Below are 12,470 nucleotides of genomic sequence, written 5' to 3' on the forward strand. Positions count from 1 at the left end.
CCTCTGGGTAAGTTTCGGTGGCGTAATCTCCACGGAATTCGTACGCAACGGTTACGCGCTGCTGCGCTGTGCTACCGGACTCCTCCCATCCATATGTGCCGTTCCGGTGGCGGGCACCTTCGCCTGCCGCTGGTCTGGCCGTACGAGCAGGAGCACGAGCACTCCCGCGGCGAGACCCACCGCACCCGCCACGGCCGCGGCCGCGTCGAGCCCGGAGGCGAACGCCCCGCGCAGCACCTCCTCCGGCACCGAGCCGCGCAGCCCTGCCGCGCCGCCGCCCGCCAGTGCGTGCGCCTCCTCCTTGGACAGCGCCCCGGCCATCCGATCTGTCACCACCGCCCCGAACACCGCGACGCCGAACGCGTATCCGAGCTGCCGGAAGGTGTTCACGGCACCCCCGGCCATGCCCGCGCGCTCCGGCGGTACGGCGGCCAGCGCGGCACCCGCGAGCGACGGCGCCACCAGGCCCGCACCGATACCGGCCACTGTGAGACCGGGCAGCAGCGCCGTCCAGGACGACCCGGCACCGAGCACCGCCTGACCCAGCGTGCCGCAGCCGACCAGGATCAGACCGGCCCCGATCACATACCGGGCCGCGACGCCGTGCAGGAGCCGCCCGCTCACCGCGGCCACCACGAACGCCGCCGCGGACAGCGGAAGCAGCACCAGACCGCCGTCCACCGGGCTGAGCCCGAGCACCGTCTGCAGCCAGATCGAGGTGTACGGAAGCACCGCGAACGCCGCCGCGTTGTAGGCGAGCGCCGCCGCCATCACGCCCACGAACGCGGGCGTACGGAACAGCCGCAGGTCGATCAGCGGATGCGCGACCCGGCGCTCGGCGACCACGAAGCAGCCGAGCCCGGCCGCGGCCACCCCGAACATCCCCAGCGTGCGCACCGAGCCCCAGCCCACGGCCCCCGCCCGTACGACCGCGTACGTCGCCGCACCCGCGAACACCGCGAACGCCACCGTCCCCGCCCAGTCGATCCGCCGCCCGACCAGGGCCTGTCGTCGAACTCCCGTCTGCCCGGCGACGACAGGCCCTACCCGCGACTCCGGCACCACGCGCAGCGTCAGCCACACCGCCGCCACGCTCACCGGCAGATTGACCCAGAAGATCCAGCGCCAGCCAGGACCCTCGGCGAGCAGCCCGCCGAGCACCGGACCGACCGCCGCCGCGCCCCCGCTGACCGCGCCCCACACGCCGAGCGCCGACGACCGCCGCTTCCCCTCGTACACCGAGCCGAGCAACGGCAACGTCGTCGCGAACATCGCGGCCGCGCCCACCCCTTGGACCCCGCGCGCCGCCACGAGCACCTCCGCCGACCCGGCCAGACCACAGGCCAGCGAGGCACCCGCGAACACCACCACACCCGCGACATGCACCCGCCGCCGACCCAGCCGGTCCGCCGCCGCGCCGATGCCGAGCAGCAGCGCGGCGAGCGCGAGCGCATACCCGTCGATCACCCACTGAAGCGCGCCGAGCGACGCCCCCAGGGCCCGCGCCATGTCCGGCAGCGCCACGATCGCGATCGTCACGTCCAGTAGCAGCATGAACGTCCCGAGACAGACCGCGGTCAACGGTCCCCACTTGCGCATGACGTCTCCCGTCTCCCCGCTCCCGGCCGACCCGGTGCGGTGTGCGTTCGTTTTCGCTCGTACGATGAGCCGACGGCGGCCGGAAACACCGGCCACTGCCGCGTCAGCGCCGGAATCCGACACAAGGGGACGCCATGAGCGGGAATTCCGTCACGCTCGACGAGCTCGACCGCAAACTCCTCCACGCCCTGGAACTAGACGGCCGCGCCCCCTTCAGCCGCATCGCCGCCGTCCTCGGCGTCTCCGACCAGACCGTGGCCCGTCGCTACCGCGCGCTGCGCGAGAACGTCGGACTGCGCATCGTCGGGGTCCGCTGCGCCGCCTGGTCCGACCACCCCTCCTGGATGCTGCGGGTGCGCTGTGCCCCCGACGGCGCCGAGGCCATCGCCGCCGCGCTCGCCCGCCGCCCGGACACCGCCTGGGTGGGCCTGGCCTCCGGCGGCACCGAGGTCGTCTGCATGACCTGGCCGCGCACCTCCGGCGACCACGACGACCTGGTGCTCGGCAAGCTGCCGCGCACCCCGCACGTCGTGGAGATCCGCGCCCACCAGCTCCTGCACCGGTTCTTCGGCGGCCCGGACGGCTGGCTGCTCAAGCACGGTCCCCTCGACGCGGAGCAGATCGCCGCCCTGCGCCCGCCGCCGAGCGACCCCGGCCCCGGCGCGCTTCAGCCGGAGGACGACCCGCTGTTCGCCGCGCTCAAGAAGGACGGCCGCGCCACCTACCCGGAGCTGCAGCGCGCCACCGGCCGCTCGGAATCGGCGGTCAAGCGGCGCCTCGCCCAACTCCTCGCTTCCGGCGCGCTGTTCCTCGACACCGAGTACGACACGGAACGCCTCGGCTACCGGACCGCGGCCCTCCTGTGGATCACCGCCGCGCCCCGGTCCCTCGACACCATCGGCCGTGCCCTCGCCACCCACCCCGAGGTCGCCTCCGCCTACGCGACCGCGGGCCCCACCGGGCTCGTCGCCTCCGTCGTCGTACGCGACACCGCCGAGCTGTACGCCTACCTGAGCGGCACCCTCGGCCAGCTCGACGGGGTGCAGCATGTGGAGACGGCACCGTTCCTGCGCAGGGTCAAGCAGCTGACGTACCGGCCCCGCACCCGCTGACTACTGGCCACCCCGGTGCAGTCGGTCGCCGCCCGCCAGGATGGCCGCCGCCAGGGCCTCCGCCGGGCCGCGGGCGGCCGCCGTGCGGGCGCGCTCGGCGTGCTGAAGGACGAAGTCGACGCCGCCCAGGTCCGGCAGGCCCGCCCGGATCCGGGTCAGGCCCGGTGGGATCAGGCCGCGGGTGTGGGCCATCACGCCGAGCCCGGCGCGGGCCGCCGCCACAAGGCCGTTCAGGCTTCCGCTCGTACACGCGATGCGCCACGCTCGCCCGTGCCGCTCCAGGACCTCGAGCGCCCGGGCCCGGGTGATGCCCGGCGGCGGATAGACGATCAGCGGTACCGGCTGATCCGGGTCGAGCCGGAAGCGGTCCGAGCCGATCCACACCAGCTCGTCGTGCCAGACCACCGTGCCACCGGACCGCCGCGACCGTTTGGCGAGGATCAGGTCGAGCCGCCCGTCGGCCAGCTGCTCGTGCAGCGTCCCGGACAGCTCGACCGTCAGCTCCAGATCGACCTCGGGGTGCTCGCGCCGGAACGACTCCAGGATCTCCGGCAGCCGGGTCAGGACGAAGTCCTCCGAGGCCCCGAACCGCAGCCGCCCCCGCAGCCGCGTCCCCGCGAAGAACGCCGCCGCCCGCTCATGCGCCTCCAGGATGGTTCGGGCGAACCCCAGCATCGCCTCGCCGTCCTCGGTGAGCAGCACGCTGTGTGTGTCCCGTACGAACAGCTGCCGCCCGGTCGCGGCCTCCAGGCGCCGCACATGCTGGCTGACCGTGGACTGGCGCAGGCCGAGGCGGTGCGCGGCCTGCGTGAAGCTCAGCGTCTGCGCCACGGCGAGAAACGTACGCAGCTGTGCCGGGTCGTACATGCCGCAAGGGTAGCTCGGCTATCACGATTCACGATGACAGTAAGTCCCGCATACCGGATTCCCGATTTCCGGGTGGGGGAGGACGATGGAGAGGGCACGTCCCGACCCCTGCGAGTGGAGCACATGAGACCCGCGAACCGGCCCCGTTGGCGGCCCACCTGGCCGTCCTGGCTGCCGATCGACCCGTACATCCTGCTGCTGCTCGGCACCGTGGGCCTCGCGGCCCTCGTCCCGGCCAGGGGCACCGGCGCGGAGGTCGCCTCGGGCGCCTCGACGGTGGCGGTAGCGCTGCTGTTCTTTCTCTACGGAGCCCGGCTCTCCACCCGCGAGGTGCTCGACGGCCTGCGGAACTGGCGGCTCCACGTGACCGTCCTGGCCGCCACGTTCGTGCTCTTCCCGCTGCTCGGCCTGGCGGCGAAGGGCCTGGTGCCGTACATCCTGACGCCCGCGCTCTACAGCGGCTTCCTGTTCCTGACCCTGGTGCCGTCGACGGTCCAGTCCTCGATCGCCTTCACATCCATCGCGCGCGGCAATGTGCCCGCGGCGATCTGCGCCGGGTCCTTCTCGTCCCTCGCCGGGATCGTCCTCACGCCGCTGCTCGCGGCCGCGCTCATCAGCGGAAACGACGGCAGCGCAGACTTCTCCGCGGACTCGCTGGTGAAGATCGTGCTCCAGCTGCTCGTGCCGTTCCTGGCGGGCCAGGCCCTGCGCCGCTGGATCGGCGGTTTTCTCGTACGCCGCAAGAAGGTCCTGGGATACGTCGACCGCGGCTCCATCCTCCTGGTCGTCTACGCGGCGTTCAGCCAGGGCATGGTCGCCGGGATCTGGAGCCAGGTGACCCCGCTGCGGCTCGGCGCGTTGCTCGGGGTCGAGGCGGTGCTGCTCGCGGTGATGCTGGCGGTCACCTGGTTCGGCGCGAAGCGGCTCGGGTTCGGGCGGGCGGACCGGATCGCGATCCAGTTCGCCGGGTCGAAGAAGTCGCTGGCGGCGGGCTTGCCGATGGCGAGCGTGCTGTTCGGGGCGCATGCGTCGCTGGCGGTGCTGCCGTTGATGCTGTTCCACCAGATGCAGTTGATGGTGTGTGCGGTGATCGCGAAGCGGCGTGCGAAGGACGTTGAGGCGAAGGAGCCGTCCGACACGGACCCTTCGGACCCGCCGGGGGCGGCCGAGGCGAGCCCGGGGCGGGCCCCGGTCCCGGCCTCGGCGTCTGGTAGCGGCTGAGCGGACAGAAGCGAACCGGGGTCAGCCGAGGCGTAGCTCCAGGAACCGTGGGCGGTACAGCGCCACGTTGCGGTTCACGTGGGACTGGGCCGTACCCGGGTCCGCGTCGAGCCAGTTGACGTCGTAGCTCAGCCGCACTCGCCCTGCGCCGCGGCCAAGCGCCAAGTGGGCCTGGGGGTTGTAGACCGCCGCCGCCCCCGAACCGGACGGGCCCGGCCCCGAGCCCGCCCCGTCCTCCGGCAGCGGCGGCGCGAAGCGCTTCGTGGGGCCGTGCCACGGGCCCGTCGGGGCGCAGGACCAGTACGACGTGATCGTGGACAGGCCCTGCGCGCCCGCCGCCATCGTGAAGAGGACCCACGTGTCGCCGGCGCGCACCACCGTGTACGAGCTGCCCACGCCCCTCTTCGCTCCGTCGTTGCCGAGGACCGGAGCCGCCCGGTCGTGACTACGCCGCCACCCGGAGCCGTCCCAGTACCGCCACGCCCCGGGCTCGCCGAGCCGCCCCTCCGGGACGCGGGCGAGGTACGCGTCGGAGGCCGAGCCGACCGCCGTCTTCCCGTCGTTGCCGCCGAATACGTACGTATGGCCGTCGTCCCCGTCGACCGCCGCCGTGCCGTACAGCACACGCTGCGCCGGGTCGGGCACCCCGCCCTGGTCCGTCACCTTCCGCACGCCCTCAAGTCGCAGGTCGGGCAGGGACAGCGTCGCCACCTCCGTCGCCTGCGGCACCCCGTACAGCCAAGGCCCGGTACCCGTGGCGCGGGTCCACAGCAGGACCCGTACGACCTGCTCCGCCGCGCCGGGGGACCGGGGCTCGACCTTCGCGGCGACCGGCCAGCGCCACTGGCCCGGCGCCGGGTCCGGGAACAGAGGGGTCGGGAGCGTACGCTCCAGGCTGCCTGAACCGCTCATCACCACGGCCGAGTTGCGGACGAACGGTGCCGTGTTGTCGCGCCAGGCGTACGGCTGACCGGCCAGGTTCGGCGGCGGGTGCACCTGGCCAAGGAACGTGTCCGAGAACAGCCAGAGCACCCGCCCGTCCGGCAGCCGCAGCGAGTGCGTGCCGTCGCCGCCGGTCCAGTCGTCGGTCCGGGACGCGTCGCTGCCGTAGCGCGCGAACTCCGTCGTCGTCCGCTCGTCGGCGTGCCACGACGCCACCGTGCGCGCCGCGCAGGCCGCAGTGCCGCGCGCGCCTGGCCGGTCGCTGTCCGTCAGGGCGATGAGCAGCAGCGCCCCGCAGGTCAGGGTCAGGAGCAGGGCCAGGGCCCGTCTCTCCGATCTGCCGCGGCGGCGCCGCCCGCCCGTGTGGGGACGGGCGGACGGCGATGCGGTGGGCGAGGGCGGTGGGTCCGGTGGGGGTAAGGACACGGACGGGACGTTAACGCTTGTTGTCCACCCGGTCCAAGGGCAGCCACGTCACCGTGGACCCCGTCGCGGCGGCCGAGGCGCCCGCGTCCGAGCGCGGTCCCTTGCCCTTCAACACGCCCTTCTCGACCCGGACTTCGTCTATCGAGCCGGTCATGTGCTGGAGGCTGTCCGGGCGCTGGCCGATGTGCACTCCGAAGCCGGAGATCGTCGACACCGAGCCGGGCACGTCCGGCGCCGAGGTCGACGTGCCGTCCACCGTCAGGGTGAGTCGTCCGGCGGCGCGGCGCAGCGTGAGGTGGTGCCACTTCCCGTCGTTGTACGCCGACTTGGTCCGCACCCACGCCGAGCGCGGCTCCGCGGCGCCGTCCCGCGCGGTCATCAGGCCGGTGATCCGCCCCGAATCGGGCTCGCCGCGCAGCCAGACCTGAGGCTGCCTGGTGCCGACACCACCCATCCAGAGGAACGGGTGCGGGCCGCTCGTCGCCGAGTAGCGGAACCACAGGGAGGCCGTGAAATCGCCGTCGTGCAGCGGGAGTCGGTCGCGGTACGGGAGGCGTACGGCGTCGTTCCGGCCGTCGAACGACACCGCGCCGCCGAACCGGCCCGAGGTGGGCCGGGCGCCGCCGAGCACCGCAGCGCCGGGTGCGCCCGGAGCGAGGTCGGGGGTCGTCGGGTCCGGGCCGCGGCGCGGGGCCAGCCAGTCCTCGGTGAACCGGGCGAAGCGGATCTCGTCGCGGGCGTCCACGGCCCCGCCCTCGTACATCAGGCCGATGGTCCGGTCGTCGACGCTCACCAGGTCCGAGTAGCCGGACCAGTCGCGCGTCACGACCGTGCCGCGGTCCACGCTCTCCCAGGTGCGGCCCTCGTCGTACGAGGACCGGACCATCATGGTGCGGCGCCGGTCCGGGTCGGCCGGGCAGGCAAGCAGCATCCGGGCCCCGCGGCGCAGCGTCGAGCACTGCACCTGCGGCGCGTACAGGTCGGGCAGGGCCCGGAACTTGCCGCTGAACGTCTCTCCGCCGTCCGGGCTGACGACCTGGGTGCGGTGCCCGAGGTCGGTGCCGTCCTGCTCGCGGCCGCTGACGTGAACGGCGCCGTCGGAGCGTTCGGTGATGGCCATTTCGGACGGCTTCTGCCGGAAGGTGCCGTCGTCCGCGATCGGCCAGCTGTCGGTGGCGCCGATGTTCCACCGGTCGCCGCCGTCGTCGCTGTAGATGAGGGCGGCGTGGTTGGCGCTGACCCGACTGCCGTTCCACGTCTCGGTGTTGACGCCGAAGACGAGCCGCCCCTGGTGCGGCCCGTTCTCCAACTGGAGGCCGTGCAGGGGCCCGGTGGCGTACCAGGAGTTCCAGTTGTCGGGCATGATCTCGTCGCTCAGGTCGCGCGGCGCGGACCAGGTGCGGCCGTCGTCGTCGCTGTACTGAAGGTGCGGGGTGCGCTCACAGGGCACGTCACAGTTGCCGCCGCCGGGCCTGCCCGGGTTCCAGGTCTCGGCGAGCAGGATCCGGCCGGTGTTCCGGTCCACCATGGGCGCGGGGTTGCCGTGGGTGTCGCCCGCGCCCTCGCTGATGACCCGTAACGGTCCCCAGGTGCGGCCGCCGTCGGTGGAGCGCTTCACGACCAGATCTATATCCCCGGCGTCGCTGCAGTCGTTGGTCCGGCCCTCGGCGAAGGCGAGCAGGGTGCCCTCGGTCGTCCTGACGACGGCCGGTATGCGGTAGCACGCGTAACCGGGATCCTGCGACGCCTTGAAGAGGACCTGCTGCTCGAACCCGGTCGGCGCGACGGCCTGCTGCTGCGTGGCATGACCGGGGGTGGGGAAGACGGCGACGGCCGCGGTGGCGGCGGCGGTGACACCGGCGGCGACACCGGCGGCGAGGGCTGCTCTCAACCTGGCCCTCATCCGCCCATTCTGACGCGTACTCAAGTCCTTGCGGTGCGGCTGCGCTCCTGGGGGTCGGGCACGGAGTCTGGACGGCATGGTGCGACCTGCCTTTCACGGCTTGTCCGGACCGGCATGGCGTGGGGGGTCCTGAGGCCTGGGGGTCGCGGGACGTCCGTACGAGGCATGTGCACGGGGACATCCGTACAACGGGACATCCGGACATCCCACGTCCAACGTGCGTGCCATTGAAGCTACTTGGGGTGAAGGGCCCCGACAAGGACCCGCGCACGGGCCGGATCGCGGCATACGGGGGATTCTTTCGGGCCGTACTACGGGTCGCAGTAACTCCCGCCCGCCCACAATCAGCCTGTCCGGCGTTTGAGGACGAGCGCGTTCAGCGCGACATGGCGGGGTCTGGGGGCGCAGCCCCCAGGTGCGGCACCCGAGCCGACGGTACGGATACGGCCGACGGTACGGATACGTGAACACGCCCCTGCGGGGCGCCGCGCGTGGGGACCCGGCCCGACGCAGGGGGCGCTCCCCGTCGGGCCGGGTCCCGGCGCCGTGACGCGGGCGCCGGGCCGGTCAGCCCCGGGCGGCCGTGGCCGGCAGGGTGACGCGCTGCTCGCCCGCGTACACGTTCATGGAGGAGCCCCGCAGGAAGCCCACCAGGGTGAGGCCGGTCTCGGCGGCCAGGTCGACGGCGAGCGAGGAGGGTGCCGAGACCGCCGCGAGGACCGGAATGCCCGCCATCACCGCCTTCTGCGCCAGCTCGAAGGAGGCACGCCCGGAGACGAGCAGCACGGTCCGGGCCAGCGGCAGGTCGCCGCGCTGGAGCGCGCGGCCGACCAGTTTGTCCACGGCGTTGTGGCGGCCCACATCCTCGCGTATGTCCAGGAGTTCACCGTCCTCCGTGAACAGGGCCGCCGCGTGCAGTCCCCCGGTCCGGTCGAAGACCCGCTGCGAGGCCCGCAGCCGGTCGGGGAGGCTCGCGAGCAGCTCGGGCTGAAGCCGGACCGGGGAGGATGCGGTGGATTCCGGGGACCCCGCGGTGTCGTCGATGGGCCAGCGGGCCGTGGTGCGTACCGCGTCCAGGCTGGCCTTGCCGCACAGGCCGCAGGACGAGGTGGTGTAGACGTTCCGCTCCAGGGTGATGTCCGGGATCCGCACACCCGGTGCCGTCTGGACGTCCACGACGTTGTACGTGTTCGAGCCGTCGGCCGTCGCGCCCGCGCAGTACACGATGTTCCGCAGCTCCTCCGCCGCACCGAGGACGCCCTCGCTGACCAGGAAGCCCGCGGCCAGCGCGAAGTCGTCGCCGGGCGTGCGCATGGTGATGGCGAGCGGCTTGCCGTTCAGGCGGATCTCGAGGGGCTCCTCCGCGACGAGCGTGTCCGGGCGGGCGGACGCGGCCCCGTCCCGGATACGGATGACGCGGCGTCGCTCGGTGACGCGTCCCATGTGGTGATCAGTCCCGGTTCTGTACGTGTTGGTAGCCGAAGCGGCCCTTGATGCAGAGGTTGCCGTGGGTCACCGGGTTGTCGTGCGGCGAGGTGACCTTGACGATTTCATTGTCCTGCACGTGCAGAGTGAGGTTGCAGCCGACGCCGCAGTACGCGCACACCGTGGTCGTCTCCGTCTGCCGGGCCTCGTCCCAGGTCCCGGCGGCCCGCATGTCGTACTCGCTCTTGAAGCTGAGCGCGCCGGTCGGGCACACCTCGATGCAGTTGCCGCAGTACACGCAGGCGGAGTCGGTGAGCGGCGCGTCGTGCTCGACGGCGATCCGGGCGTCGAAGCCGCGCCCCGCGACGGAGATCGCGAAGGTGTTCTGCCACTGCTCGCCACAGGCGTCCACGCACTTGTAGCAGAGGATGCACTTGTCGTAGTCGCGGACGTACAGATCGTTGTCGATCTTCGGGGACTCGTTGAGCCGGGCCGCGTCCGGGCCGAAGCGCTCAGGCTTGGCCTCGTACTCCTTGAGCCACTCCTGGACCTGCGGCGTGGTCGACAAGTCGACCGAGGAGGCGAGGAGTTCGAGCACGATCTTGCGGCTGTGCCGGGCCCGCTCGCTGTCCGTGCGCACCTCCATGCCGGGCTCGGCCTTGCGGGAACAGGCCGGGGCGAGGGTGCGGGCGCCCTCGACCTCGACCACACACACCCGGCAGGCGTTCTTCGGCGTGAGCGTGTCGCCCTGGCAGAGCGTCGGCACGTCCTTGCCCGCGGCCCGGCACGCGTCCAGGAGCGTCGATCCTTCCGGTACGCGGACGGGCTCGCCGTCGAGCGTGAACTCGACGAGACGACGCGGTGGGGCCAGGGGGACCGGGCCCCGTGGTGCGGCTGCTGCGGTCATTCGTACGCCCCCAAACGGTCGATGGCGGACTCCACGGCGTTCCACGCGGTCTGCCCGAGACCGCAGATCGAGGCGTCCTTCATGGCCCGCCCCACCTCCCTCAGGAGGGCAATTTCGTCGGCGGCACTGGCGGCATCGGCGGCCGCGGCTCCGGTGCGGTCGGCGATCCGGTGCAGCGCCTCCTCCTGGCGTACGGTGCCGACCCGGCAGGGCACGCACTGCCCGCACGACTCGTCCCGGAAGAACTCCGCGATGCGCAGCAGCATCCGGGGCAGCGGGACGGAGTCGTCGAGGGCGAGCACGACACCGGAGCCGAGGGTGGTGCCCGCCTCCCGGGTCCCCTCGAACGTGAGGGGGATGTCCAGCTCGTCCCCGCGCACGAACCCACCCGCGGCACCGCCGAGCAGCACGGCGCGCAGCCGGTCCGGCTTCCCGGCGAGGGTGAGCAGCTCGCCGAGGGTGGCGCCGAACGGCAGCTCGTAGATGCCGGGCCGGGCCACGTTCCCGGACACGCAGAAGAGCTTGGGCCCGGTGGACTGCCCGGTCCCGATGGCCGCGTACGCCTGAGCCCCCATGGTCAGGATCGGCAGCACATTGACGAGCGTCTCGACGTTGTTGGCGGCGGTCGGCTTGCCGAAGAGGCCCTTCTCGACCGGGAACGGCGGCTTGGAGCGGGGCTCGCCCCGGTACCCCTCGATCGAGTTGAACAGCGCGGTCTCCTCACCGCAGATGTACGCGCCCGCGCCGCGCCGGATCTCGATGTCGAAGGCGTACCCCTGGCCGAGGATGTCGTCCCCGAGCAGCCCGCGGGCGCGGGCCCGGCTGATGGCGTGGGAGAGCCGCTCCAGGGCGCGCGGGTATTCGCCGCGGAGGTAGAGGTAGCCGTGGTGCGCCCCGGTCGCATACCCCGCGATGGTCATCGCCTCGATGAGGGCATACGGATCGCCCTCCATCAGGACGCGGTCCTTGAACGTGCCGGGCTCCGATTCGTCCGCGTTGCACACGACGTAGTGCGGTTGATCGGGCTGCGCGGCGGTGGCCTGCCACTTGCGTCCCGTGGGGAAGGCGGCACCGCCTCGGCCGAGGAGTCCGGCGTCGGTGACCTCCCGGATGACTCCGGCGGGGCCGAGCGCGAAGGCCCTGCGGAGGGCCGTGCAGCCGCCGTGGGCCCGGTAGTCGTCGAGGTCGTACGGGTCGACGAGGCCCACTCGCCTCAGGAGTATCAGGCCCTCCTGGCCTGCCTGGGGGACGGCGAGGGCGGCCGGAGGTTCGGGGGTGGCGTCCTCGGGGGAGTGGGCGGCGGCGGTGACGGTGTCGGGGGTGGCGGGGGCGACGACTGCGGTGGTACGGGGGTTTCCATTCCCCAGCCCCGCCCCTTCCCGAAAGCCTGCGGCGGCTTCGGGGGCTGCGCCCCCGGACCCCCGATCGCCCTGAACACGCTCGTCCTCAAACGCCGGACGGGCTATTAGTAGCCCCTCCGGCGTTTGAGGAGCGGGGTCTGGGGCGGAGCCCCAGTTTCGGGAAGGGGCGGGGTTGGGGAAGGAGCCCGCCGCAGGCGCCGCCCCCGCCCGTGTCACCAGCGCCGCCGGGGCACGTTCGCACAGGCCCAGGCAGGGGCTCTGTTCCCAGATGGCGCCGCCCACGGGCGAACCGGCCGGGCCCAGGCGCGACTTGAGCCCCGAGCACAGCTCCCCCGACCCCCGTACCGCGCACGCCAGATCCGTACAGACCTGCACCACCGTCCCCGGCCGAGGCCGCACCGCGAACATCGAGTAGAACGTCGCCACCCCGTACCCCTCCGCGGGCGGCACCGTAAGGCGGCGGCACAGGTAGTCGAAGCCGCCCTCGCTGATCCAGCCGACGCGGTCGTTGAGGGCGTGCAGTCCGGGGAGAAGGAGGTCGCGGCGGTCGCGGGACGGTCGGCCCCCGCGCGCCCAGCGCAGTTCCCCGGGGGCCCGGTCCTGCGCGCCCTCCCACGCCGACCCGGGCGGCCCGAGGAGCGTGTCGATCGCCTCGCGCTCCTCGTCCGTGGGCTTGCTGTCGCCGAAGTGCAGGTCCATGTCCCTGG

At 72.8% G+C, this 12,470-nt stretch carries 9 protein-coding genes; 2 read left to right on the forward strand and 7 right to left on the reverse strand.

Annotation, left to right across the window (positions count from 1 at the left end; translation table 11 throughout):
• Positions 1 to 51 precede the first annotated feature (51 nt).
• A complete protein-coding gene (locus ACWD10_RS24680) occupies positions 52 to 1,599 on the reverse strand; it encodes an MFS transporter (protein ID WP_451094495.1) in 1,548 nt (515 codons plus the stop codon).
• A 134-nt stretch (positions 1,600 to 1,733) separates the two neighbouring features.
• On the opposite strand from ACWD10_RS24680, the gene ACWD10_RS24685 reads away from it, so the two are divergent.
• Positions 1,734 to 2,711 (forward strand): Lrp/AsnC family transcriptional regulator, encoded by a 978-nt coding sequence (locus ACWD10_RS24685; protein WP_451094497.1) that lies wholly within the window; start codon positions 1,734 to 1,736, stop codon positions 2,709 to 2,711.
• Here ACWD10_RS24685 and ACWD10_RS24690 read toward each other — a convergent pair whose 3' ends face one another.
• Positions 2,712 to 3,578, reverse strand: coding sequence for a LysR substrate-binding domain-containing protein (locus ACWD10_RS24690; protein WP_451094499.1), 867 nt, complete (start codon positions 3,576 to 3,578; stop codon positions 2,712 to 2,714).
• A 123-nt stretch (positions 3,579 to 3,701) separates the two neighbouring features.
• Here ACWD10_RS24690 and ACWD10_RS24695 point away from each other — a divergent pair, with 123 nt between their 5' ends.
• Positions 3,702 to 4,799, forward strand: coding sequence for a bile acid:sodium symporter family protein (locus tag ACWD10_RS24695; protein ID WP_451094501.1), 1,098 nt, complete (start codon positions 3,702 to 3,704; stop codon positions 4,797 to 4,799).
• A 21-nt stretch (positions 4,800 to 4,820) separates the two neighbouring features.
• On the opposite strand, the gene ACWD10_RS24700 is transcribed toward ACWD10_RS24695, so the two are convergent.
• The 5 genes from ACWD10_RS24700 to ACWD10_RS24720 form a co-directional block, all read right to left on the reverse strand.
• Positions 4,821 to 6,062, reverse strand: coding sequence for a DUF4185 domain-containing protein (locus tag ACWD10_RS24700; RefSeq protein ID WP_451094620.1), 1,242 nt, complete (start codon positions 6,060 to 6,062; stop codon positions 4,821 to 4,823).
• Between the two features lie 115 nt (positions 6,063 to 6,177).
• Entirely contained in the window at positions 6,178 to 8,070 is a 1,893-nt protein-coding gene (locus ACWD10_RS24705) for an exo-alpha-sialidase (protein ID WP_451094503.1), read from the reverse strand.
• A 567-nt stretch (positions 8,071 to 8,637) separates the two neighbouring features.
• Positions 8,638 to 9,513, reverse strand: coding sequence for a formate dehydrogenase accessory sulfurtransferase FdhD (gene fdhD, locus ACWD10_RS24710; RefSeq protein WP_451094505.1), 876 nt, complete (start codon positions 9,511 to 9,513; stop codon positions 8,638 to 8,640).
• Positions 9,514 to 9,520: 7 nt separating this feature from the next.
• Positions 9,521 to 10,402, reverse strand: coding sequence for a 2Fe-2S iron-sulfur cluster-binding protein (locus ACWD10_RS24715; RefSeq protein ID WP_451094507.1), 882 nt, complete (start codon positions 10,400 to 10,402; stop codon positions 9,521 to 9,523).
• Positions 10,399 to 12,462, reverse strand: a complete 2,064-nt coding sequence (locus ACWD10_RS24720) for an NAD(P)H-dependent oxidoreductase subunit E (protein ID WP_451094509.1) — start codon at positions 12,460 to 12,462, stop codon at positions 10,399 to 10,401. Before ACWD10_RS24720 ends, ACWD10_RS24715 begins: the two co-directional genes overlap by 4 nt.
• Between the last annotated feature and the right edge of the window lie 8 nt (positions 12,463 to 12,470).

It is taken from the genome of Streptomyces sp. NPDC002851 (genome assembly GCF_053591935.1).